Origin of the sequence: Acinetobacter sp. PW68 (assembly GCF_020982655.1) — a bacterium.
Classification (GTDB): domain Bacteria; phylum Pseudomonadota; class Gammaproteobacteria; order Pseudomonadales; family Moraxellaceae; genus Acinetobacter; species Acinetobacter towneri_A.
Genome location: NZ_JAHZSX010000001.1, coordinates 576,097 through 600,652, shown reverse-complemented (window position 1 = coordinate 600,652; position 24,556 = coordinate 576,097). Strand labels below are relative to the sequence as shown.

General features: G+C 40.4%; 28 protein-coding genes and 1 pseudogene. 16 read left to right on the top strand and 13 right to left on the bottom strand.

Features of this window, described 5'->3' with window-relative positions:
• The first annotated feature begins 41 nt into the window (after nucleotides 1-41).
• The 9 genes and pseudogenes from K1T76_RS02795 (at nucleotide 42) to K1T76_RS02755 (ending at nucleotide 6,276) form a co-directional block, all read left to right on the top strand.
• Nucleotides 42-356: a hypothetical protein gene (locus K1T76_RS02795; RefSeq protein ID WP_208011915.1), complete on the top strand. Its 315-nt coding sequence runs from the start codon at nucleotides 42-44 to the stop codon at nucleotides 354-356.
• A gap of 32 nt (nucleotides 357-388) precedes the next feature.
• A complete protein-coding gene (locus tag K1T76_RS02790) occupies nucleotides 389-517 on the top strand; it encodes a preprotein translocase subunit YajC (RefSeq protein ID WP_180169398.1) in 129 nt (42 codons plus the stop codon).
• Between the two features lie 22 nt (nucleotides 518-539).
• Nucleotides 540-1,019: a hypothetical protein gene (locus tag K1T76_RS02785; protein ID WP_208011916.1), complete on the top strand. Its 480-nt coding sequence runs from the start codon at nucleotides 540-542 to the stop codon at nucleotides 1,017-1,019.
• A gap of 28 nt (nucleotides 1,020-1,047) precedes the next feature.
• Nucleotides 1,048-2,331, top strand: coding sequence for a ribonucleotide-diphosphate reductase subunit beta (locus tag K1T76_RS02780; protein WP_230244031.1), 1,284 nt, complete (start codon nucleotides 1,048-1,050; stop codon nucleotides 2,329-2,331).
• A gap of 531 nt (nucleotides 2,332-2,862) precedes the next feature.
• Entirely contained in the window at nucleotides 2,863-3,888 is a 1,026-nt protein-coding gene (locus K1T76_RS02775) for an IS30-like element ISAba125 family transposase (RefSeq protein WP_010326927.1), read from the top strand.
• A gap of 88 nt (nucleotides 3,889-3,976) precedes the next feature.
• Complete coding sequence (locus K1T76_RS02770; RefSeq protein ID WP_230244030.1) at nucleotides 3,977-4,876, top strand: hypothetical protein; 900 nt, start codon at nucleotides 3,977-3,979, stop codon at nucleotides 4,874-4,876.
• Between the two features lie 17 nt (nucleotides 4,877-4,893).
• Nucleotides 4,894-5,408, top strand: a pseudogene (locus K1T76_RS02765) (helix-turn-helix domain-containing protein).
• Entirely contained in the window at nucleotides 5,336-5,902 is a 567-nt protein-coding gene (locus K1T76_RS02760) for an IS630 family transposase (protein ID WP_121533679.1), read from the top strand. Before K1T76_RS02765 ends, K1T76_RS02760 begins: the two are co-directional and overlap by 73 nt.
• A complete protein-coding gene (locus K1T76_RS02755; RefSeq protein ID WP_230244029.1) occupies nucleotides 5,902-6,276 on the top strand; it encodes a DUF2326 domain-containing protein in 375 nt (124 codons plus the stop codon). Before K1T76_RS02760 ends, K1T76_RS02755 begins: the two co-directional genes overlap by 1 nt.
• 784 nt (nucleotides 6,277-7,060) lie before the next feature.
• Here the strand turns inward: K1T76_RS02755 and lysM are convergent.
• From lysM to K1T76_RS02725, 6 genes are all read right to left on the bottom strand, one after another.
• The gene (lysM, locus tag K1T76_RS02750) at nucleotides 7,061-7,534 is read right to left on the bottom strand and encodes a peptidoglycan-binding protein LysM (RefSeq protein ID WP_070152986.1); all 474 of its coding nucleotides are present in this window, start codon (nucleotides 7,532-7,534) and stop codon (nucleotides 7,061-7,063) included.
• Between the two features lie 254 nt (nucleotides 7,535-7,788).
• Nucleotides 7,789-8,025, bottom strand: coding sequence for an acyl carrier protein (acpP, locus tag K1T76_RS02745; RefSeq protein WP_179993624.1), 237 nt, complete (start codon nucleotides 8,023-8,025; stop codon nucleotides 7,789-7,791).
• Between the two features lie 83 nt (nucleotides 8,026-8,108).
• Entirely contained in the window at nucleotides 8,109-8,843 is a 735-nt protein-coding gene (fabG, locus tag K1T76_RS02740; protein WP_230244028.1) for a 3-oxoacyl-ACP reductase FabG, read from the bottom strand.
• Nucleotides 8,840-9,826 (bottom strand): ACP S-malonyltransferase, encoded by a 987-nt coding sequence (gene fabD / locus K1T76_RS02735; protein WP_230244027.1) that lies wholly within the window; start codon nucleotides 9,824-9,826, stop codon nucleotides 8,840-8,842. Before fabD ends, fabG begins: the two co-directional genes overlap by 4 nt.
• A 204-nt stretch (nucleotides 9,827-10,030) precedes the next feature.
• Nucleotides 10,031-10,216: a 50S ribosomal protein L32 gene (gene rpmF / locus K1T76_RS02730; protein WP_000290730.1), complete on the bottom strand. Its 186-nt coding sequence runs from the start codon at nucleotides 10,214-10,216 to the stop codon at nucleotides 10,031-10,033.
• A gap of 76 nt (nucleotides 10,217-10,292) precedes the next feature.
• Nucleotides 10,293-10,850, bottom strand: a complete 558-nt coding sequence (locus tag K1T76_RS02725; protein ID WP_019837738.1) for a YceD family protein — start codon at nucleotides 10,848-10,850, stop codon at nucleotides 10,293-10,295.
• A 98-nt stretch (nucleotides 10,851-10,948) separates the two neighbouring features.
• Here K1T76_RS02725 and K1T76_RS02720 point away from each other — a divergent pair, with 98 nt between their 5' ends.
• The 6 genes from K1T76_RS02720 to rluB all read left to right on the top strand — a co-directional run bounded on the left by K1T76_RS02720 (nucleotide 10,949) and on the right by rluB (nucleotide 15,442).
• A complete protein-coding gene (locus tag K1T76_RS02720; protein WP_230244026.1) occupies nucleotides 10,949-11,611 on the top strand; it encodes an elongation factor P hydroxylase in 663 nt (220 codons plus the stop codon).
• Between the two features lie 91 nt (nucleotides 11,612-11,702).
• Nucleotides 11,703-12,320, top strand: a complete 618-nt coding sequence (locus K1T76_RS02715; protein ID WP_070152980.1) for an L-threonylcarbamoyladenylate synthase — start codon at nucleotides 11,703-11,705, stop codon at nucleotides 12,318-12,320.
• A 68-nt stretch (nucleotides 12,321-12,388) separates the two neighbouring features.
• On the top strand, nucleotides 12,389-12,661 hold the full coding sequence (locus tag K1T76_RS02710; protein WP_096902074.1) for a hypothetical protein: 273 nt from the start codon (nucleotides 12,389-12,391) through the stop codon (nucleotides 12,659-12,661).
• A gap of 227 nt (nucleotides 12,662-12,888) precedes the next feature.
• Entirely contained in the window at nucleotides 12,889-13,683 is a 795-nt protein-coding gene (locus K1T76_RS02705; RefSeq protein WP_230244025.1) for a segregation and condensation protein A, read from the top strand.
• A complete protein-coding gene (gene scpB, locus K1T76_RS02700) occupies nucleotides 13,680-14,273 on the top strand; it encodes an SMC-Scp complex subunit ScpB (RefSeq protein ID WP_230244024.1) in 594 nt (197 codons plus the stop codon). The genes K1T76_RS02705 and scpB overlap by 4 nt, the downstream gene beginning before the upstream one ends.
• A 41-nt stretch (nucleotides 14,274-14,314) precedes the next feature.
• Nucleotides 14,315-15,442: a 23S rRNA pseudouridine(2605) synthase RluB gene (gene rluB, locus K1T76_RS02695; RefSeq protein ID WP_442780666.1), complete on the top strand. Its 1,128-nt coding sequence runs from the start codon at nucleotides 14,315-14,317 to the stop codon at nucleotides 15,440-15,442.
• Nucleotides 15,443-15,531: 89 nt separating this feature from the next.
• Here rluB and bioD read toward each other — a convergent pair whose 3' ends face one another.
• From bioD to ftn, 6 genes are all read right to left on the bottom strand, one after another.
• Nucleotides 15,532-16,185 carry a dethiobiotin synthase gene (bioD, locus tag K1T76_RS02690; protein ID WP_230244023.1) on the bottom strand — a complete coding sequence of 218 codons (654 nt, stop codon included), beginning with the start codon at nucleotides 16,183-16,185 and terminating at the stop codon, nucleotides 15,532-15,534.
• Nucleotides 16,182-16,991 (bottom strand): malonyl-ACP O-methyltransferase BioC, encoded by an 810-nt coding sequence (gene bioC / locus K1T76_RS02685; protein WP_230244022.1) that lies wholly within the window; start codon nucleotides 16,989-16,991, stop codon nucleotides 16,182-16,184. The genes bioD and bioC overlap by 4 nt, the downstream gene beginning before the upstream one ends.
• An 8-nt stretch (nucleotides 16,992-16,999) precedes the next feature.
• A complete protein-coding gene (locus tag K1T76_RS02680; RefSeq protein ID WP_230244021.1) occupies nucleotides 17,000-18,157 on the bottom strand; it encodes an 8-amino-7-oxononanoate synthase in 1,158 nt (385 codons plus the stop codon).
• On the bottom strand, nucleotides 18,154-19,437 hold the full coding sequence (gene bioA / locus K1T76_RS02675; RefSeq protein ID WP_230245609.1) for an adenosylmethionine--8-amino-7-oxononanoate transaminase: 1,284 nt from the start codon (nucleotides 19,435-19,437) through the stop codon (nucleotides 18,154-18,156). The genes K1T76_RS02680 and bioA overlap by 4 nt, the downstream gene beginning before the upstream one ends.
• Nucleotides 19,438-19,535: 98 nt before the next feature.
• Entirely contained in the window at nucleotides 19,536-20,267 is a 732-nt protein-coding gene (locus tag K1T76_RS02670; protein ID WP_230244020.1) for a hydrolase, read from the bottom strand.
• A 177-nt stretch (nucleotides 20,268-20,444) separates the two neighbouring features.
• Nucleotides 20,445-20,909 carry a heteropolymeric bacterioferritin subunit Ftn gene (ftn, locus tag K1T76_RS02665; RefSeq protein WP_004972356.1) on the bottom strand — a complete coding sequence of 155 codons (465 nt, stop codon included), beginning with the start codon at nucleotides 20,907-20,909 and terminating at the stop codon, nucleotides 20,445-20,447.
• Nucleotides 20,910-21,233: 324 nt separating this feature from the next.
• Here ftn and K1T76_RS02660 point away from each other — a divergent pair, with 324 nt between their 5' ends.
• The gene (locus K1T76_RS02660) at nucleotides 21,234-22,295 is read left to right on the top strand and encodes an SDR family oxidoreductase (protein ID WP_230244019.1); all 1,062 of its coding nucleotides are present in this window, start codon (nucleotides 21,234-21,236) and stop codon (nucleotides 22,293-22,295) included.
• A gap of 88 nt (nucleotides 22,296-22,383) precedes the next feature.
• Here K1T76_RS02660 and ligA read toward each other — a convergent pair whose 3' ends face one another.
• Nucleotides 22,384-24,420 carry an NAD-dependent DNA ligase LigA gene (ligA, locus tag K1T76_RS02655; RefSeq protein ID WP_230244018.1) on the bottom strand — a complete coding sequence of 679 codons (2,037 nt, stop codon included), beginning with the start codon at nucleotides 24,418-24,420 and terminating at the stop codon, nucleotides 22,384-22,386.
• Nucleotides 24,421-24,556 lie beyond the last annotated feature (136 nt).

Sequence of the window (24,556 nt, the reverse complement as noted above, 5' to 3'; positions counted from 1 at the left end):
CATGGGCTACATGTAGCATAAGTTTTCTATATTGAGGATTTATGAAGAAGAAAGATATCTTTGGTAAAGAGCTTAAGCTTACCAAAAAGGAAAAAGCAAAACATAAAAGTCGCATGGAAAAATTTGAAACACTTTCTTTGTCTGTGATTCAAATTCAAAGACTCTTAGAAATGCTGTATAAATATTTAATTCATATTGGAAAATCAGTTTTTCCAGATGAAAAAACTAAGCAAAAACTTTATAAAACTGCTTTATGGTTTGTTAAACAGTTTGTTTGGTTCATTGTCTTGCCAAGCATTTATCAGATCATTAGCAATATATTGGTATCAGCTTACTCAAATAGTTTTATGTTTTGATAAATACTATTTAGCTAAATAAAGGAAAAGCTATGTTCCAAATGACTCATAACTATCAGTTAGGACTAGCGGTTCTAGTTTTTTCCTTTATTTTCTTTTATGTACCGATGGTTTATGCATTTTTAGCCATTCGGAAACAGCAGCGTAAGCAAGATCAATAAAGTGATTGCTTAGGAAGATAAGATGACACTTCAACTTGATTTAGAAAAATATGCTAACTCAAATGCAGTTCTCATCCAGATTTATATAAATCGTATGGTACTTGGTGTTTCCTCTGTTACAGGGCAAATGGCTGAGTCCGCTTCCTTTTCACATCCTCGTTCTTTATTGGGTAACTACAGCATAGCTGAAGACACACTGACCAAGCTGATAAAACAAGGCAAATTTAGCTTTTTAGATTCAGCACCCATTATGTTTATTCAGGCTATGGAACGAACAGAAGCAGGCTTAACACAGGTGGAAATACGGGCATTGCAGGAATTAGGGTTAGCGAGTGGCGCAAGGGCTGTGGCTGTTTATGATGAAACAGGCAAATTATTAACCCCAAACTCACTTCCCTCTCCAGTCAATCTTAAACGTTTAAAAAACATGTTGGGATTAACGGTTGGAGTGATGGTATTGCTGTGCCTGATCTATGTTTTAGTGTTTAAAACTGTCACATAAATAAATTAAGATTAGAGTGAGATAAATTATGTCTATCCTAAGTTGGGACGATTTCGAAGATGATTCGCAAAAACCGGCTGCTCCTGAACACAAGTCTGCGCCCGTCGAGCCGCAAAAAGCGCATGATACGCAGATGGTATCTCATGCAGAGCAACCACAGAAGACTGTGGCAGCTGCACAACCCGCTACAGCCCCTAGAAGTGGAGCAACAGATTCAACCGATCCGTTGGCAAGAGCATCTAACGCTCTAGAACAACTGGATGTTGCTCCAGGTCTTGAAGAGTTGGAAATGGGTGCGTCACGCGTACAGGTTGATGATAAAGCCATGATCAACTGTCGTGCAGACTTAAACCAGCTTGTACCGTTCAAATACGAATGGGCATGGCAAAAATATCTAGATGGTTGTGCAAACCACTGGATGCCGCAAGAAGTCAACATGAACCACGACATCGCATTGTGGAAGTCTGAAAATGGCTTAACTGAAGATGAACGCACCATTGTTATGCGTTCACTTGGTTTCTTCTCTACTGCAGACTCATTGGTTGCTAATAACTTGGTATTGGCAATTTATCGCCACATTACCAACCCTGAATGCCGCCAGTACATTTTACGTCAAGCCTTTGAAGAAGCGATTCACACTCACGCTTACCAGTACTGTATCGAATCTTTAGGTATGGATGAAGGCGAAGTCTTCAATATGTACCGCGAAGTACCATCGGTTGCGCGTAAAGCAGCATGGGGCTTGAAGTACACGCAATCTTTAAGCGATCCTACTTTCAAAACAGGTACACCTGAAAACGACCAAATTTTGCTACGCAACTTAATCGCATTCTATTGTGTACTTGAAGGTATTTTCTTCTACTGCGGTTTCAGCCAAATCTTGTCGATGGGTCGTCGTAACAAAATGAACGGTGTTGCAGAGCAATTCCAATACATTTTACGCGATGAATCTATGCACTTGAACTTTGGTATCGATATGATTAACCAAATCAAGATTGAGAACCCGCACTTGTGGACTGCAGAATTCCAGCAAGAAGTGATTCAAATGATTCTTGAAGGCACGATGCTTGAAATTGAATATGCGCGTGACACTATGCCACGTGGCGTATTGGGTATGAACGCAGGTATGATGGAAGAATATTTGAAATTCATCTGTAACCGTCGTTTAAGTCAGCTCGGTTTACCTGAACAGTTTGTTGGCGTAAACAACCCGTTCCAATGGATGTCTGAGATGATGGACTTGCGTAAAGAGAAGAACTTCTTTGAAACGCGTGTGACCGATTACCAGACTGGCGGTGCATTGAGCTGGTAATACCGCGCGTCACGTCTAAATTAAAGCATAAGTTGAAATTTATAAAGCATAAGCTGAAATAAATTAAACTATAAGCTGAAATCCAGAAAAAACAAAAAGATAATGTCATAAATTATTATGGCATTATCTTTCACTTCAAAATATTAATGAAATAATCCCAACAAATATAAGTAATTTTCGTAAAAAACTTCTAAGAAAGCCATAGTTAAAAATTATTTCATCTTATGGTTTTAATTTTATGCCACCAAAATATTTCACTCACCTCATGTGACATATAAGCAGTAAATGATAGTTGCTATGAGATTTTTGACACATATTTCGAAATTATTACATTAACGTAAAGTGATCCATTTAATGCTATTTTCTACAAATGGATGTTATCGACAGATAATATAAAAGGAGCCTATTAATTAGTCTCCTTTTATATAGATAGAGAAATAAAACTTACCTCCCTAATAATCAGTTTTGAAGAAACCTGGCAGAGTAAAACTTGAAGTGCGACATAAACCACCTAATTAATTTAAAGGGTTTATGGAGTATATAAAATTGTCATACCATCATCTTAACTTTGAAGATCGTACTGCATTAATGCTTGAGTCAAGAAAAGAAGGCTTTTCAGCCAGAAAATTTGCTGAACTTATTAAAAGACATCCTAGTACGATCTATCGTGAGCTTAAAAGAAATAGCATCAATGACGTTTATCAAGCTCGATATGCTTCTGATAACACTTTTGCTAGACGTAGACGTGGTCACAGAAAACTCAAAATCGATTCAATCCTCTGGAAATTTATTGTTGAAGCGATCCGTTGTTTATGGTCTCCTCAGCAAATAGCAAAGCGTTTAAAGACATTTCCTGATTTGGATCAAACAATGAATGTAAGCCATACAACGATTTATTCAACGATACGAGCATTACCCAAGGGTGAGTTGAAAAAAGACTTATTATCCTGTCTACGTCATGAAAATAAAAAGCGAAAAGCTAACGGTGAACCTAAAAAAGATTCTATATTACAGGATATTAAAACTATTCATGAGCGCCCAGCCGAAGTTCAAGAAAGAAAAATACCGGGTCATTGGGAAGCTGATTTAATTAAAGGTAAAGACAATAAAAGTTCGATAGCAACACTTATTGAACGAAATACACGGCTCTGTATCTTGGCAACATTACCTGATGCAAAGGCAGAATCAGTGCGCAAGGCTTTAACTGAAGCTCTGAAATATTTACCTGCAGAACTGCGTAAAACGTTGACCTATGACCGTGGACGCGAGATGGCAGAACATAAAATACTTGAAGAAGATTTAGGCATAGATGTATATTTCTGTGACCCACATTCACCCTGGCAAAAAGGCACATGCGAAAATATGAATGGTTTAATTAGGCAATATTTACCTAAAGGGATTGATTTAAATCAGGCAGATCAGCATTATTTAAATCAAGTTGCCATGTCACTGAATACTCGTCCTAGAAAAGCGTTAGATTGGCTTACACCATTAGAGAAATTTGCTCAGCTTGTTGATTATCATAAGACTTTTCAAACTGTCGCACCTCATGTTTGAATTCGCCGAGTTAATTTTTAAAAACAAAGCGTCAAAACCATCATTAAGACAATTAGTTCCCAAATTTATACGTAGTGATGCCTCAAAAATGTCAAATACAATTATGTATTTGCACAAATCTACCTCTCCTCGTGAATATGAACCGATTTTTTTGTTTTTATTTGGATTTCCAGAACCTACTCTTTTTTCTAACAAAAGCAGCTTATCTAGGGAACAAAAAGACTATGAAAAAAGATTATCTGTTTATGAAAAACCTCATTCAAAAAATGTAATTGAGCAAATGCTGAATGTTGTTAATGGAAATATTGTATCCGAAGAAATAAAGATCAATGAATTTCGCCTAAGTGATGCTTATCATCATGAGCTTGAAAATATTAGACAAATCAAATCTAAAATATCTAAACTCTCAACGAGTATATCAGAAGTAGATCTACGTATAGATCTCAACCAACAAACGATCGAAGAACTCACTGAATCATCTAATGAAATTGATTCTGATTATGTTCAAAATTTCTATGATGATGCAGCTATCTATTTACCAAATTTGCAGAAGAAATTTGATGATGTACTAAATTTTCACTCAAAAATGGTTGAAAATAAAGTAAATTTCATCGAAAAATATCTTTCAAAATTGAAACAAGATAGAAATGAACTCCAAAAAGATCTAGATAAAGCATTATTTGAAGAAAGTAGTTTATTGCAAGCCCTCAGTAACAGTGGAACATTGAATGATTTAGAGGTTATGCGCCTGGAATTGAACAGACTTCTTGAACAAAAAGGTGGATTAGAAGCTTCTCTACAAAAAATTAATGAAACGACTGAGCAATTACAAAAAATTTCTACAAATTTAGAAGAAATCAACGGAAAAATTGAAAGATACATTGCTGACTTTAATGAGAAAGTTACTGTATTCAATACTTTTTTTCTAAGTATTCTAAAAAGCTCTAAGTTGACAAAAATAACTAATCATGCGAAAAAGTTTTTTTAGTTAACAGATGTTCACACATGCCTCGAATTGTTTCTGTACCACTTAGTTTAGAACAGCGAGAACGACTCATTTTTCTACCAAGCATGCAAAACATTGGCGTGAAAGACAACGTGCCCAAACTATTCTCTGGCTTTCTGAAGGTAAAAGTGTTGCGGAAGTTGCCACTCTACAAGAACGCATCCCAGAAACCATAAGGCTACAACGCCGACGTTGGGAATTGTATGAGTTTGAATCGATTAAAGAAGGTCATCGCTCAGGTCTACCCAATACATTGATCTCAGACTATCAGGCGAAAATCCTAGATTGGGTCAATACAAGTCCACTCAATGCAGAACAAATCCGAGTCAAACTACATGAAGAATACGAAGTGTCCGTGTCTGTTGAAACCATTCGTAAGTTTTTACGAGATTCAGGTATGGTCTTCAAGCGTACCCGTCATAGCTTGAAAAAAGAGATCCGATTGCATTTGAACAAGCAACACAGCAGATTGAAAAATTACGAGAGCAAGCGGCACGTGGTGAAATTATATTAGGTTATGTTGATGAAACAGGGTTTTCATCTACACCTGATAACCGCTATGCGTGGACAAAGATAGGTGATGTTCATGCGGTTGATGCAATAAGATTAAAACGAGTTAATGTCATGGGGTGTTTGCTTTCAACGGGGAAACTGGTGACAAGTTGTTTACAAGAGTCAGTTACAAGCACTTGGTTTTATGCCTATTTAACTGGAATAGCTCAACAAGTAAAACAGACTTATAACCTTCCATTGGTTCTTATTGTTGATAATGCCTCGATTCATAGAAGTAAAAAGATGGCTGATTACAGAGAGCTACTTAAAAGTAACTTTTCGACGAATTTGTATTTTATTCCAGCTTATAGCCCTGAGTTAAATCGAATCGAGATGGTATGGAAGCAGATGAAATATTATTGGCGAGATTTTCAAGTCATGACAGCTGATAAAATAGAGCAATGGGTGGAGAGAGTATCAAACCAATTCGGAAAAGAATACATGTTTACTTTTTAATGACAGCTTATGAAGAGGAATATATATTTTCATATGAAAAGAAAGATAGCGATGAGTATTACAAATTTAAAATAGCCAATATCAGCGGAAACGTTGGTGGTGGTAAGAAAAAGGGGCAAGTTGCTGCATTTGATTTAGCATATATTTCATTTATAAATGAAGTTGGCCTTTTGTTCCCTCAATTTGTTCTACACGATAGTATTGAGGATATTCATGCCAACCAAATAGAAACTTTATTTAGTCTAGCAAATGAAATTAATGGGCAATATGTAGTCGCTGTACTTAAAGACAAAATTAAATTTCTTGGAAATGATTATATAAACCAAAATACTATATTGTGCCTAGATCAGCATAATAAGTTCTTCCGTATCTAGCAATATTATTGAAACAGAATTTTGAACTGGGCTAGGTTTATCAGAGACAGTTTATTTGTATTTAAATTAGGCCTCCTAAACATGCACGTTAATCTTATCTGTAGTAACTCAAATAGCAAAACATATCTAATTGCTATGTAGCATTTTTGATTAAATCACCCCACCCAGTATAACGTTTCTAACTCAACATCAACTCACCCCAAAACCCCTTATTAATTATTAATTAATTGATTTAATAAGATTTTTTTTGATCATGATCAATCAATGTAGTGTTTCATTTATTGAATTTATAAAAATTTCATTTTATGGTTTATAAATTGTATTTTATTTCAATTTATTCTTTAGATTTTACTTAAATAAATATATTTTAAAATTATGCTTTCTGCTCTAAGTCGCTAATTATTAAACAAAGATAGAAGTTAAAAAATTTCACTTTATGATTGAATCCACAGTTGTCATTTGCGACACATAAAATGTCATTGCGCGACACATGAGTTATCATTGAGAAAACCGCCATTCATGGCGGTTTTTTAAAGATACGATCGAGTATTTAATTCTTTGTGGCACAAACACATAACACTATGCTTTATTTAATTTATTTATTTTTAAAAATTTCCACAAACCTTTAAAATCGTTATCTTACAAAATATTTATACAACAATGCCGTTTTTTTACTTCTTTTATTCATTATGAGAATAGGACAATAATCTAACACCCCAAAAACGATAAAAAACAAAATAAAGAAAGGCGCATCACGCGCCTTTTTTATTCAGGCTGCTCACATTTATGCAGGAATACGCAACACTTGACCAGGGAAAATGTCATCGGCATTTTTCAGTAATGGACGGTTAGCTTCAAAGATTTTGTTGTATTGGTTGGCATCCCCATAAAACTCTTTAGAAATTTTAGATAAGGTATCGCCTGATTTTACTGTATAGAACTTACTTTCTGGTTCTGGAGTTGCAACGGTGAGTTGATCATCCACTTGTGCAACGTGGTCAATATTACCCACAGCAAGAATAATTTTTTCACGATCTGCCTGACTGTTGACCTGTCCACGCACTGTCGCTAAGTCCGTGGTTGAGTTATAACTCACAGATAAACCTGTCACAGGTAAACCTAAACTTTTCACATGCCCCAAAAGCTTATTTGCAATTTCTTGTGCTGAAGGTTCTACTGGTGTACTTGGTGCAGCTTGTGGTTCTGCAGCTGCTGTATTTTTCTTACCAATCCCTTTTACAAAATCAAAAAGACCCATGAGGTGCTCCTATTTTTCTGCTGTTATAAATCGTCGCTCATTTACATAAGCACGTTGCGGTTCTCATTCATTTATAACCAAAAAATAAGCCGCTTCGGTTGTGATTAGACACGAGCTTGGTAACAAAGCGTAAATCACATCACACATATAAAAAGATGCGTTTTTTCATGTTCGCGTGCAAATTTGCAAAAATGACAGCGCATAAAAAAGCCACCTTGCGGTGGCTTTCATTTCAGCAGTGCTGAAATCAACAATTAACCAAGTTTTTTAGTTACGTAGTCGATTGCTGATTGAACTGTTGTGATTTCGTTAGAATCTTCGTCTGGGATTGTGATGTCAAAATCGTTTTCGAAAGACATTACAAGCTCTACTAAGTCTAAAGAGTCAGCACCTAAGTCATCCATAAAAGATGCTTCGTTTTTGATTTCTTCAGCTTTAAGACCAAGTTGTTCTGCAACCGCTTGTTTAATGCGTTGTTCGATATCGCTCACAGGAATTCTCCTCATTGCTTGTGGCGTTTTTAATGCCGTTAGTTTAATTGAATCTATAAAATTTTGAAAGTTTATAGTTGAGCTTAGCTCATGTATAAACCACCATTTACGTGTAACACTGTACCAGTGATGTAACCAGCTTTGTCTGAAGCCAAGAAACTCACTGCATTTGCGATATCTTGTGGATCACCTAAACGGTTTAATGCCACTTGCTCACTCATTTTTTTGCGAATTTCTTCACTTAGCTGATCTGTCATTTCAGTTGCAATAAAGCCCGGAGCAACCGAGTTTACTGTAATTTGACGACTGCCCATTTCTTTGGCAAGGCTACGGCTGAATGCTTCAATACCGGCTTTTGCCGCAGAATAGTTCGCTTGTCCTGGGTTCGCAAAATGTGCTACCACAGAACTAATATTAATAATGCGTCCAAAACGTGCTTTGGTCATGCCCTTCAAGACACGTTTAGATAAACGGTAAACTGCCTTTAAGTGAATGTTGAGAATGTCATCCCAATCATCTTCTGACATACGCAGTAACAAATTATCTTTGGTAATGCCCGCATTGTTGACCAATACCAAAACTGAACCATAGCTTTGTTCAATTTCAGAAACCAATGCATCAATGGCTGCACCATCACGGACATCCAATACTTTACCTGCACCGTTTTCTACAAAACTTGCCGATAATTTTTCTGCGCCCACTTCAGAAGTGGCAGTACCTACCACAAAAAAACCGTCTTGAATAAGTTGCTGAGCGATGGCGGCCCCAATCCCTCGGCTTGCACCTGTGACTAATGCAACTTTACGTTCTTGTGTCATGCAATTTTCCCTTCTGCCACCAAAATGGCATTTAGCGCATCTTCCATACGACTTTGTGTGTCGAGTGGGAATGCTTTTTCGATATTCGGTAAACGCTTCGCAAGATTCGCCAATACGTTGCCTGGCCCACATTCCACGATATATTCAATACCTTGATCTTGTAGGTATTGCATAGTTTGTGTCCACTGCACCGATTGATACAATTGCGCAGTGAGTGCCTGACCTAATTGCGCAACATCTGCCGCGATTCCAGCGTTGACATTTTGTATTACAGGAATACGCGGTAGCTCAATGGCAGTTTGTTCCAAAGCTTGTGCAAACTGTTCTGCCGCAGGTTTCATCAATGAACAGTGCGAAGGTACAGATACTGGCAGCGCAATGGCTTTACCACCATTTTCTTTGGCCAATGCCATTACAGCTTCGACTAAAGTTTTATCACCTGCAATGACCAATTGCCCTTGCGCATTGTAGTTGGCTGCTTCTACTGAGCCACGACCTTGCACATTCACTTGCTCGCATAGCTCAAGCACTTTGGGATCTTCTAGACCCAAAATAGCCGCCATTGCACCCTGACCTTGTGGCACAGCGTTTTGCATTAATTTGCCGCGCAAGTTGACCAGTTTAACGGCATCGCCCAAGCTCAAACTGCCTGCAGCAACTAATGCACTATATTCGCCCAATGAGTGTCCTGCCAAGTATTTTGGTGCAACACCACCCAACTCTAACCACAAGCGCCATAAAGCAATACTTGCAGTCAGTAATACAGGCTGAGTAAATTCTGTTTGATCTAAACCTTCACCACTTTGTGCAATGTGCCATAAATCAAAGCCAATCGCCTCAGAGGCTTCAGCAAATGTTTCGCGCACACCGCTAAACTGTTCTGCAAGCTCAGCCAACATACCGGCTTTTTGGGAGCCTTGACCAGGGAAGACAAATGCAGTTTTGGTGGCTTGAGCTGCTTGCTCGAGTCGTTTAGCAGACATAAAAAATCCTTTAATTAAGATGTACAAATTGTAGTTTTTTACAGCTACAATCCACACCTTCTCATGTAAGCTCAGTTATGGAGCGAAAATTTAACACTTAATTTTGCTTTTAGTAATTGCCAAATACAACAAAAATCGGGCACAAAAAAAGGGAGCTTACGCTCCCATTTTTTCTACTAAGCTTGACGCTTAATACATCACCAATTATTCAGCATCTGCTGCTTTAGCGAATAATTGACGACCACGGTAGAAACCATCTTTAGTTACGTGGTGACGACGATGAGTTTCACCAGTAGCTTGGTCTACAGTTAATGCATTCTCGGTTAAAGCGTCATGTGAACGGCGCATGTCACGGCGAGAGCGACTTTTACGGTTTTGCTGAACGGCCATGATGGCTCCTTACAAAGATCGAAAAAATGGATCAGAACAAATTGAGTTGTCTTAACTGGAAATTATAACATAATTTTCAGTTAAGTTTACCTTTCAAACTTGCCAAAACATCAAACGGATTATCACGTTTTTCTTCGGCAATGTTCTGAATGGCAGGTTGATGCTTATGCTCGCAAGCGTCATGCTTAGGAGATAAGGGCAACAACAATAACAATTCATCTTCTATAAGTGACAGTAAATTAGCCGTCGCAGGCGAATCATAATCGCCTTTGGTGGTGGCTTCACTTTCACCTAATACAATGAAATCAGCATCCTCATCCAAGCGCTCTATCAGTGACTCATCATCCACAAGAGCTAGATGAAAATCTAAAACGAGGTCTATTTCTACAGAACCCAAGCAGCGCTGGCATTCCATTGGAACTTTCGTTTCAATATGACCATCTAGCCATACAATGCGATGATACGCATCCATTGATAGCTTACAGTCTATGTTAACCAATTGATCATCAATTGATCCAACAGCTTCACGGGCGATACGAGCAAAGCGATACGATGGCAGGTTACCTGACCATGTAAAGCCCTGTTCAGCCCATTTAAACGGCTCAATCTGTGCCGGAAAGGTATTTGCTGACATAATTAAGGCGGCAATTCTACAAATTCATCAGTACTCTGTCAAAGATTAAGATACAATTTTGTACTTATTTAGACAGACCAATTTTGGATAACACAGTCATGCATCTGTTGCAGCCGCAAACAGAAGTGAATTTTTCATCACTTGTGAGCACACTTCCAACCACCAATTCTGACACTTCGCCCCCCCAAGTGCAACTCTCGGACTGGGCCAAACTGAATACAGAAGCGGAACAGGTGGACTGGCTCATCTTACACTTTAATCACTGGTTTTCCCACCTAAATGTGAACTTGGTCAAAGGTGACTTTGAACCTGAGTACTTTCCTGCAACAACAGGCCAACCTGCACGAATTCAATTTGCGCATGGCTTCTTTAATAGTGCACTGCATGAAATTAGCCATTGGTGCATTGCAGGTGAACAAAGGCGCTTATTACCAGACTTAGGCTATTGGTATGCCCCCGATGGTCGTACTCAAGAGCAACAGACCTTGTTTGAACAAGTCGAAATTAGGCCACAAGCCATAGAATGGCTATTTGCTCAAGCGTTTGGGCGTAAATTCCGTGTGTCTTTAGATAACCTAACAGGTGAAGGTGGAGATGGCCGCACATTTAAAGACAATGTCTTTGCCCAAGTACAGCGTTATTTTAACGGAGAAGCCAAACTGCCACGCGATGCCAACCGCTTTATTGACTGTATATGTTACTGCACCCGAGGTGGCAAAACATTACAAAGTGCAGAGTTTGAACGTAAAAATTTAGATTAAATGCAATAAAGCACAAGACAATGATTGCAAGTGACATCAATCCCCTTTCATAATGAGCCTAACGTCACACTTACGCTACTGAGGAATTCGCATGTTGCATTTAAGAGTACATCCTGAAAATCCACAGCCGCGTCTCATCAGCCAAGCGGTTGAACGCATACGCGCAGGCGATGTGGTGGTTTATCCAACCGATGCTGCCTATGCAATTGGTTGCCAGATTGGAAATAAAAACGCGATGGAGCGCATTTCACAAATTCGTGGTTTAGGCGCAAAACATCAATACGCCATTATTTGTGCCGATTTATCGGATATTGCTACTTACGCCAAAGTCGACAATGCTATGTATCGTCTACTGAAAAACAATACCCCTGCTGTCACGACCTTTATTTTACCTGCGACCAGCGAAGTGCCACGCCGCTTAATGCATCCCAATAAAAAAACCATTGGTTTACGCATTCCAAGCAACCCTATTTGTCGCATGCTGCTTAAAGAACTGGGCGAACCTTTACTGACCAGCACCCTGATTTTACCAGGACAAGAAGATCCTTTAGATGATCCATACGAGATTGATCTACAACTCAACAAACGCATAGATGTACTGATTGATGGTGGCTTAGGCACACTCAGCACCACCAGTATTGTTGATTTGTCGGGTGACAATCCGAAAATTGTGCGTCGTGGTGTGGGGGATGTGAGTGCTTTTGAATAAGCATTCACTACCTTCAAAGTGATTGACAGCACGGCAGTTTAAAAGCCTTGCTTGCATGAATTAAACCGATGACTTTATTTCAGGTATTGTTAAATTTGCAGCAGTTCTCGGATGAGATGCACATTTATGTGCAACATCCTTGGACATTAGAGTCCGATGCAATCGTATGTTCCAAAACTGCATTCACAGCAACAATGCCTGAACCTCCCGCTACTTATACTTATTTTTTAGATGCAGCATTATGCAAAGCACTTTTGGCACAATCAGAAAGCCGTAATCTTTGCCTGCAAGACAGCTGCATGGCAATGATTGAATACGCATTACAGAATAAACAGAAATAATTACTTAAAGATTGAATGAGTTAATTTTTACAACTTGCCTTAAATCTCCCTCAATCCCGATTTATTTTAGGCTTTTTTTGATATTTGGTCGTAGAACAGATTTATTTCAATCACGATATCCTTTAGACTAGCCGCTATTAATTCTGAGCTATTTCTCCATCTCCTTCTTATCTGAAGCGGAAATAGCATTTGCATGCTTTTGAAAATTCGCGTGGCCCAACACTGTAATGAATCAATCCCTCCACAATGCGATGGAACCTGCCCAACACATTCGTGTGTTAGATGAATGGCAAGAGTCGATTCCAGAGGATTTGTATATTCCTCCTGCAGCATTTGAAATTCTATTAGAGCATTTCGAAGGACCACTCGACTTTTTAATTTACCTGATTCAAAAAAATGGCTTCGATTTACTCCAGTTAGATATCGCCCCAATTGCATCGCAATATCTGTCGTATATGGATGCCATGAAATCACTGAATATTGAACTTACAGCCGACTATATGGTGATGGCTGCACTATTGGCCGATTTAAAATCACGGCTGTTATTGCCAAAAGCACCAAGCGCCAGTGCAATTGAGAAAGACCCGAAACAAGAGCTGATTGACCGCCTAGAAACATATTTAAGAGTCAAGCAAGCGGCGGAACGCCTTGGGCAAATGCCAGTTTTAGAACGTGATACCTTTGCCACCAATGTTGGCTTAGGACACACTGCTGTGAATAATGTCGGCTATGCAGCCGATCAATTACGTGATGCCTTATTCTGCATTTTTAACCGTCCTGAACCTGTCACGCATCAAATTTTGCAAGAACCTGTCTTACTTGAAGAACGGATTGCATTTATTGAAGCCAAACTCGCCTCGGGTGAAGTACTGAGTTTTGAGACCTTGCTTAAACCAAGTCAGGGTCGAATGGGCATGGTGGTGACCTTTATGGCGATTTTAGAACTGACCCGCCAGCAAAAAGTGTGCATTATCAGTAGCGGCATTGAAGCACCATTGAGCATTCAAGGGGCGCAAGCATGAATCCAGAACCAATGATTTCAAGTTTGTCCGATGGCGAACAACAGCATGAAGTACTGATGCAACTTGAAGCCATTATTTTTGCCAGTGATAGCGCCGTATCTTTGGCGCGCTTAAAAGAAGCCTTTCAGGACAAATACAGCAAAATGCAATTACGTCATTTTTTACAACAACTTGCCATACTGCAACATGGTCGCTCGATTGAACTGATCGAAACCGCACAAGGTTTTCGTTTTCAGGTACGGGCAAAGTATCGTACAATAATTACACAGGTATGGCCTGAACGTCCGACCAGACTTTCGCCGTCACTACTAGAAATACTGGCAGTGATTGCCTACCACCAGCCTGTGACCCGTGCGGATATTGAACAAATTCGTGGAGTATCAAACAATAGTCAAATTTTACGAACATTATTTGACTGGAACTGGATAAAAGAATCTGGTTTCCGGGAACTCCCAGGAAGACCTGCGTTGTTAGTTACAACGCCCCAATTTTTAAATGCGTTTGGCTTGAATTCCTTAAGTCAATTGCCTCCCCTACAGGATGCCAAGGAAGCTTTCATGGCACTCGATGCATCTGCATCTGTGTCTTGAATAGGTAAACTGTTGATGATCATTTCTAAGGTTGTGCTGTTATGAGTGAAAAGTTGCAAAAGGTACTCGCACGAGTAGGCTTGGGTTCTCGCCGTTATATGGAAGAAGTCATTGCCGCTGGTCGTGTGAGTGTCAACGGCCAAGTTGCCCAAGTGGGTGAACGTATCGAACCAGGTGATGAGCTTCGCATCGATGGTCGTAAAGTTCAGTTCCAAATTGAAGATGAAATTCGTCGTCGTGTTCTGATTTACTATAAACCAGAAGGCGAAATTTGCTCACGCAACGACCCTGAACAACGCCCGACTGTATTTGATAACTTACCTGCAATTGCCAATGATCGCTGGGTGATGGTTGGTCGTTTAGACATTAATTCGACAGGTTTATTACTATTCACCAACGATGGTGAATTAGCCAACCGTTTAATGCACCCATCGAACGAAATTGAACGTGAATATGCGGTTCGTGTAATGGGTGAAGTAACACCACAACTAAAAAACAACATGCTACGCGGTGTAGTGCTAGATGATGGCCCTGCCAAGTTTGAATCTTTCTCTGAAATTGGCGGTGATGGTATTAACCGCTGGTATCAAGTGGTAGTAAAAGAAGGTCGTAACCGTGAAGTTCGTCGTATTTTTGAATCACAAGGTCTGAAAGTCAGCCGTCTATTGCGTACCCGTTACGGTACAGTGATTTTACCACGTGAATTGCGAACAGGTCGCTGGATAGAGTTGGATAAAAATGACATCGACAACCTTGCCAAAGCAGTTGAATTAAAACCACGTCAAGGCACAGGTTTGTACGGCATGGCAAAACGCCGCAATGAACGTATGCAGGAAAAACCTTTGGCCGCACGTCGTGGTGGTTTCTTACGTCAGCAACGTCGTGATACTGAAGAAGCTGCGCAAAATACAGGTTTTGCACCGCGTGAACGTCGTCAGGATGGTAACAGCTACGGCAACCGCGAACCACGCCAAGAAGGGCACAGTTACGGCAACCGCGAACGTCGCCAAGATGGCAACAGCTATGGCAACCGCGAGCGTCGCCAAGATGGTAATAGCTACGGCAACCGTGAACAACGTCAGGATAGTAACAACTATGGCAATCGCGAGCGTCGTGATGAAAATGCACCACGTAAACCGTTTGGCAATAAAAGCTTTAAGAAATTCTAAAAGCTGAATATGCTAAATTGACTAAAAAAGCCACACATTCATGTGTGGCTTTTTATTAGGCAAATTTATTGAACAAAAAATAATAACCATTAAATATTCGGCAATACAGGAATTTCAATCCACTGTGCATTCGGAAAGCTTTTTGCCAAATAATTTTTTAAATACTTGGCAGTATCCTGCGAAATTAAAGGGTCTTGTGATTCATCGTTCAAATTATATGCCAAGGCATGCAAATTCAAACCACGTGTTTTTAAAGCTTCCAAACTGAGCAAAGTGTGGTTAATACTGCCCAAGCGCCCAGAACTCACCAAAATAACAGGATACTGTTTTTTCGCAATATAGTCGATGGTGAGCAAGTCCGTGGTCAGCGGCACCATGAGCCCACCTGCACCTTCTAATAATACCGCATCATACTTTTTTGCCGCCAATTGCGCAGTTGCAGCCTCAATTTTAGCAAAATCAATCTCACGACCATCAATTTGTGTGGCCAAATGCGGTGAAGCAGGGTAACTAAAAATTTCAGGCATAGTGAGCTTGTCATCATCTTCAGGTAACCATTCACTGCCCATAATTTTCCGATGCTGTTCAATATCTTCTGAAACATCTTGATTGCCTGTTTGAATCAACTTTTGGGTAATGGTTTGAATACCCTGTTCATTCATAGTTTTGGCCAAATAACCTGTGGCATAGGTTTTGCCAATCCCTGTATCAATACCACTCACAAAATAAACTTGAGCTGTCATGGCATTCTCCGTGCAAGACAATAAATAGGATGATACGTGAGCGTATAATTTTTTTGCTGTGAGCTATGCTGCTGACTAAACTGTTCATAGCCCCGATAAAACTCGGTTAAAGTCGTTTTATTCCAACGCTGCCCTTGCGCTGTACCAGTGACACCTGTGGCTTTTAAGTGCTGCAAAATCTGTTTGGGATGTTCAAAACTTAATGATTCAAGCTGCTCTGAACAGTGTAATACTTCAAAGCCGTACTGTTTAAGCTGTTGTTGTAACGCATCCATACTCAAATAATGTAAGCCCTGACCTGTTAATTGCTTAATTTCATTCAAGTTTTGAGGGCCAAACGTCGAAAAGCACAAATACCCTTGCGGCTTTAACGCTTGATTCGCCTTACGCAACAATGCTCCAAAATCTTCCACCCATTGCAAAGCCGAGCTTGAACAAATTAAATCCAAAGACTGCGGAAAGTCGAGCTGTTCTATATCGCCAATTAAGCCAAGTATTTGCGTAGTACTTGACTGCGGATGATGCAGATACGCTTGTAACACTTCGGCATATAAATCATTTAAAATCAGGTGTTGAATTTGAAATTCACGCAGTAACAAGTTGGTTAAGTTTCCCGAACCACAACCGATTTCTAAGACTTTTTTAAAGTAAAGCTGAGATTGATCTGACAACTTTTGCTGCACAATATATTTTTGCATTTTTGCCATTAACTGCTGACAAATGTGCTGTTGTACCACGGCATGCGTTTTATAACTCTGATGTGCGCGGGCAAAACGCTGTGCAACTTGTGCTTTATCTATACGCATATGCACACTCAAAGCAAATCCAGTAACGGAATTAAATCTACCGTTTCAAATTGCGTATTTAAACAAATACGCAGTCTGGAGCTGCCTTGCGGCACAGTCGGTGGACGTACAGGCATCACATAAAAACCTGCCGCCTGTAATTGTTGGGCTTTGCTTACAGTTGCAATAGAGTCGCCAATTATCACAGGCACAATTTGCGAAGTAGATGGGCAAGCAAAACCTTTGGCCCGAATCCCCTGCTGCATATATTGGCTCAAGGCAGCCAAATGCTGACGCTGTGTCTGCATCTGCACAATCTGATTCAGCGTAAATTGCGTCCATGCCATGCAAATAGGTGGCTGCGCAGTACTAAAAATTAGCGGACGCATCCGATTAATCAAGTAATCACGGATAATCGGATCACAGATCAAATATCCCCCAATTGAAGCAACGGCTTTGCCAAACGTCCCGACCAGAAAATCAATGGCATCAATTACGCCATATTGTTCGGCACAACCTAAACCTTGCTGCCCACGTACGCCAATGGCATGTGCTTCATCGACATATAACATGACTTTGGCAAATTGCTGTTTCAGCGCGACCAAAGCGGCTAAATCAGTTTCATCACCATCCATACTAAAAATAGATTCAGTCACCACAATAATACGTTCATAATTTTCATCAGCATGATATTGCGTCAGCAATTGCTGCAAATGCGCCAAATCATTATGTCGATAACGCAAATATTTGGCAGATGACAAACGAATGCCATCAATCATGCTGGCATGTACCAGTTTATCGGCCAAAATGAGAGTTTTCGCATCTGCTAATGCAGGTAAAATACCAATATTCATGTGATAGCCGCTATTAAACAACAAGGCAGCTCGTCCATGAAATAATTGCGTTAATGTGTCTTCAAGCTGTTCATAAGCAGGAAAATTTCCAGTCAGCAAACGTGATGAAGAGGCACTCATTAAACGCTGTGCATTCGGTATTTCATCAAAAAACTGTTCACGCAAGCGCAAGTCAGAAGCTAAACCCAAATAATCATTGGAAGATAAATTCAGCATGTGTTGTTGCTGAATTTCAATGGTTTTACCTTGCTGCTGATTGCTGCGAAATTGACGAAAATTGCCCTGTTGACGAAGTTGATCAAGCTGTTCTGCATAGTGATCGAGTAAACTCATACGCTCGCTCCTTGCATGCCTGTCACCACTTCAACCAATTGTTGTAATAAGGTATTCAGTTCTGCAGCTGTAATCACAAAGGGTGGCATCACATAGACCAATTGACCAAATGGACGCACCCAAATACCGCGTTGCACAAATTCTTGTTGCAGGCTTTGCATATCGACAGCATGCTTAAGTTCTACCACACCAATTGCACCTAAAACCCGCACATCTTGCACCCATGCCAAATTAGCCAATGGCGTTAAATGCTGTTCAAGTTGCTGCTGAATACGTTGAATATTGGTTTGCCAGTCTTGTTCTAATAATAATTGGGTACTTTTGACTGCAACCGCACAAGCCAGTGGATTTGCCATAAAGGTCGGACCATGCATAAACACACCTGCCTCACCTTGCGAAATCGTTTCTGCAACAAGCTTCGTGGTCAAGGTAGCAGACAAAGTCATATAACCACCTGTCAGTCCTTTGCCAATACACATGATATCGGGTTCGACCTGAGCATGTTCCCATGCAAACAACTTACCTGTACGCCCAAAACCTGTGGCAATTTCATCAAAAATTAACAACACATCATATTGTTCACACAGCAATTTGGCTTGACGCAAATATTCAGGATGATAAAAACGCATACCGCCTGCACCTTGCACAATCGGCTCAATAATCATGGCGGCAATCTGCTGATGATGCTTTGCTAAACTTTGCGCCAATTCTGCAATATCGGCAGCATTCCACTCTTGATCAAAGGCTGTTTTCGGTGCAGATACAAAATAACGACGTGCCAAACTTGAGCCAAAAACCTGGTGCATGCCTGTAACAGGATCACAAACCGACATGGCATTCCAAGTATCGCCATGATAGCCAGAACGGGTGGTTATAAAATTGGTTTTTTCAGTTTTGCCTTGTGCAGTCCAGTATTGCACCGCCATTTTCAGCGCAACTTCGACAGCAACTGAACCTGAATCTGCATAAAAAATTTTATCTAAACTCGGTGGGGTAATTTCGAGCAACAAACGCCCTAACTCAATGGCTGGGCTGTGGGTTAAACCACCAAACATGATATGTGCCATGCTGTTAAGTTGTTCGGTCACAGCACGGTTCAATTCTGGGTGATTATAACCATGAATCGCGCACCACCACGATGACATGCCGTCAATCAATTGACGATCATCTTCAAGTTCAATGGTGCTACCAAATGCTCGCTTGACTTTGAAAGTTGGCAAAGGCTGAGTCATAGAGGTATAAGGATGCCAAAGATGTTCACGATCAAAAGCCAAATCCATCTGTTCTATCATCCCACCATCACCCTTGAACTTGTAAAAACTTGATGTGCCAAATCTTAAACCTGTCTGTCTGCAAATAAAATTGCGAGATTTATCACTTATACCCGAGTTGACGGATTTTTCTGTAAATATTGGCAGATTTTGCTAGTCAGCTCATTGGCATGGAACAATGGCAGCCCATGTGAGCCTGGTAAAACGTCTACGCTTAAAAACTTTGCAGCTAAATTTTGCAGTTTAGCCCCAACTTTGCAATCAACTAAAACATCCTGCTCGGCAAAAAAATGATACTGCTGACCTGGGTAACTTTTAAAGATCTTCACCAAGTTTAAGTTTTCCAATAAATTTAAACCCTGTTGAAGCAAAGATTGCGGCTGTGGCTGAACCAAACTTTGTAATTGTAATAAGTCAGTTTTACTGCTAGTGACGCCTTGACACACCATAAAACCAAAACGCTTTAGGGTTAGAATCGGGTCTTGTGCAAAAGATTGTTTAAACTGGGCAAATGTCGCTTGTGGCATGGCTGTATCCCAATCTGCTTGTGCAACAAAACACGGATTAGATGCAATGCTAATTAAGGTTTTATATTCTCCATATTGACTGGCAATCGCATCGACCAATAGCGTTGCCAATTGTCCACCTAGTGACCAACCGATAATCACATCAAACTGACGTGCAAATTCGACCTGTTGCTGCATGACCTGCGCATCGGCAGCATTAAAAATATTGATGAGATCAACCCGAAAACCTTGTGCGGTCAAGGCTTGCTGTAACGGATTTAAGAGTGCAATACCACCGCCCCAGCCTGTAATCAATAAAATCTGTTGTTGCACCTAGCTTTTGCTCTCAAGTTAGAAAATCAGCTCAGTATAATACTGATTCGGCTCAATCAACATCTACCAAGCACCAAGATACATCCTTTAAAAAAACCAATTAATCTAAAGAAGCCCATCTATAAAAAAACCCGATTTATCAAAAATCGGGTTTTGGTCTATTTTGCTTTGATCAGATTACATTTGCGATTGAATGTAGTTTTGTAAACCAATCAATTCAATTAAACGTAATTGTTTTTCCAACCAGTACGTATGATCTTCTTCTGTGTCGGTCATTTGCTGACGCAACATATCACGGCTGACATAATCGCCTTTTTCTTCACACAATTTTACGCCTTGCGCCAATTTTTCACGGACTTCATATTCGAGTTTTAAATCGGCTTTTAAGCAAGACACCACATCTTCACCCACGTCGATGTCATCGCGCTGCATATTTGGAGTGCCTTCAAGGAACAATACACGACGAATTAAAGCATCGGCATGCTGCGCTTCTTCCTGCATTTCATGGTCAATGCGTTCAAAAATTTTGCTTAAACCCCAATCTTCATACATACGTGAATGGATCAGGTATTGATCGCGAGCAGCCAGTTCGCCACCAATCAACATATTTAAATAGTCTACGACTTCTGGATTGCCACGCATTTGCTGTACTCCTTTTCTTAATCTAGTCATTATGACCACATTTATGCAAAATTGCAAAAGTTAATTGTTGTAAATATATGATTTTTATAAAATAAAAATGATAAACATACGCATTTGCAATATACCTTAAAAATTCCCATATATAAAACAACTGTTTGGCAAAAATCAGCTTTTAAACTGGCAATACAATGATTTTGCTTCAATTTGTAAAGAGTGAAAGAAGCCGTACTGTGACACTCAGGTATCGTAAAAAATGCCTCAAAAGCAGATTTTAAAATTCAACTGCTATATGATAGTCACGAGTTCCATCAGTTTCCTAAAATAATGACAAATCTAAATACATCAGCACCCATTTTAGTCACAGGCGCAACAGGCTATATTGCCAGTTGGGTCATTAAAAACCTGCTTGAACAAGGACATACTGTACATGCCACAGTTCGTGATCTGAATAAAACTCTCAGTTTTCAACATCTGACGGATATCGCCGAAAAAGGCACAGGAAATTTACAATTATTCCAAGCCAACTTACTTGAAGAAGGCGCTTTTGATGTTGCCATGCAAGGTTGTGAAATCGTGCTACACATGGCTTCACCTTTTGTGGTCACTAATTATAAAGATGCAATCAAAGACATTATTGAACCTGCCGTAATTGGCACCGAAAATGTGTTAAACAGCGTAAATCGTACTGCATCGGTAAAGCGTGTGGTGGTGACTTCAAGTATTGCTGCAACCTACGGCGATGCGATTGATATTTTAACGACGACCAATAACTGTTTTGATGAAAGTCACTGGAATACTAGCAGCAGCCCAGAACATCAGCCTTATCCTTATTCTAAAGTGGCGGCAGAACGCAAAGCATGGGAAATGGCGCAGGCACAAACCCGCTGGGATTTGATCTGCATCAACCCTGCGTTGGTGCTTGGCCCATCTTTGACCAAAAACACCCAATCGGGTAGCGTGGAAGTGTTATTGCAGTTTGCCAATGGCATGACCTTGGCAGGCGTCCCTGCTATGTGGAATGGCATTGTCGATGTGCGTGACGTGGCCGATGCTCACATTCAGGCCGCATTCAACCCAGCGGCTGAAGGGCGCTATATTATTAGCGGTGGTACACTCAGCTTATTAGAAATGGGGAAAATTTTAGCGCAGCACTTTGGACGCAAATATCCATTCCCACGCAATCAGTTACCTAAATTTGCCTTTAAAGCCTTTGGCCCTCTACTTGGTTTTTCCCGTAAATTTGTAGAACTGAATATGGGCTACCCAATTTATTTTAATGCAGAAAAAAGTCAGCGTGAATTGGGGATGCGCTACCGTAATATTAAAACCAGTTTAATCGAACATTTTCAGCAACTCATTGATGATGGCATTGTAAAGAAGCGTTAAATCTTCGATTTCTCTCAGTAAAAACAAAGGCACTTCATCGTTGAATTGCCTTCGTACTTAATAGTGGATAAAAATGTATGGATGCTGTTTATTCAAGTACACCATATTTCTGCATCAGCTGAATAAACTCTGCTTCATTCATAACTTGTACACCCAACTTTTCGGCTTTTTCTAGCTTTGAGCCTGCTTTCTCACCCGCCACGACACATTTGGTTTTAGTCGAGACACTGCCACTCACCCGTGCACCCAAAGCCTGCAACAACTGAGTCGCTTCATCGCGTCCCATTTGGCTCAAGGTCCCTGTAATCACCCAGCTTTCGCCATTCAAAGGCTGACGTGTCGGTGCAATTGGAGCATCCCAGTGAATGCCTGCCGCCAATAAACGATCCAACACTTCTAAATTATGCGGCGCTTGGAAAAAGTCCAAAATCCATTCTGCGGTAATATCTCCCACATCTGGAGTTTTCTTTAATGCTTCTAAATCAGCGTCACGCAAAGCCTCTAAAGTTTGAAACGTATTGGCAAGCATCCGTGCGGTGGTTTCGCCAACACCACGAATTCCCAAGGCATAAATAAATGCTGCCAACGTGGTTTTTTTGCTGTTTTCAATTGAGTCAATCAAGTTTTGAACCGACTTCTCACCCATTTTTTCAATGCCGAGCAAGGTGTCGCGGTGTTCGTGTAAATGATAAATATCGGCCACATTTTGCAGCAAGTTCAAATGCAGCAATGACTCCACCCAACGATCCCCCAAACCTTCAATATTCATGGCTTTACGCGATACAAAATGACGAATCGCTTCAATACGCTGCGCAGCACAATACAAACCACCTGAGCAACGCGCCAACGCCTCACCTTCAGGCATCACCACAGGTGAATCACACACAGGGCATTGTTTAGGTAAATGCACTTCTTGTGCATCGGCAAGGCGAAATTCAGGCCAGACTTTTTCAACTTTGGGAATCACATCTCCACTACGGTAAACACTGACCGTATCGCCTAAACGGACATCCAAACGATGAATTTCACCAATATTATGTAACGTAACATTGGATACCGTCACACCGCCTACGGAAACGGGGTTTAAACGTGCCACAGGGGTTAACGTACCTGTGCGCCCCACTTGCCAATCAATATTCTCAATGGTGGTTAAAGCTGTTACTGCAGGGAATTTATAGGCAGTCGCCCAGCGCGGCTCACGACTTAAAAAACCCAATTGCTGTTGTTGCTTCAAATCATTGACCTTAACCACCATGCCATCAATTTCAACGCTTAAATTCGGACGCTCAAGGTTAATTTGCTCATAGACCGCCTGAACCTCTTGAATGCTCTTACAGACAAAATGACGTTCACCAATTTCAAAGCCAAACTGCTCCAACCATGCCAAACTGTCGGACATGGTACTTTGTCCATGAGGTGGCACACATTGCGCAATGCCATAAGCATAGAATGCCAAAGGACGTGATGCCGCTATATTTGGATCTAACTGACGCAAACTTCCTGCTGCTGCATTACGTGGATTGGCAAAGGTTTTTTCACCTTTTGCTATATTGGCCGCATTGAGTTTCTCAAAACCAAGTTTTGGCATCAACACTTCACCGCGCACTTCCAAAAGTTCAGGAATGGCAGCTTCTGTTGCTGTCAAGACTTTAGGTAAATTACGGATGGTTTTAATGTTGTGGGTAATATCTTCCCCAGTTTCCCCATCACCACGGGTCACACCACGCACTAAAATACCGTGCTCATACCAAAGTGAAATCGCCAAACCATCAAATTTAAGTTCGACATCGTATTCAATATTTTGATTAGGCAAACGCTCTTCGACACGTCTTGCAAAAGCAAATAATTCTTCCTGATTAAACACATTGCCTAAAGACAACATGGGTACGGCATGCCTAACCGTAGTGAACTTCGCCAAAGGGGTGCCACCGACTTTATTGGTCGGTGTATCGGGTTGTACTAAATCTGGATGCTGTTGCTCTAACGCTTTGAGTTGATGGAAAAGCTGATCATATTCGCTGTCTGCAATTGTCGGTTGATCCATCACATAATAGGCATGATTGTGCTTGGCAAGTAGTTGAATCAATTGACGCATTTGCGCCACGACAGTTAAATCTACAGACATATTTCCACCATAAAAAAAGGCGGTCTTGTTCCGCCCTTCAATTTTTCTATGTAGCGTATGCTACCGCTTGTATTGCTGCACATTATAAAAATGCAGCTGTAAAGTTGCAATTTATCTAGCTGCACTCAGTTCAATT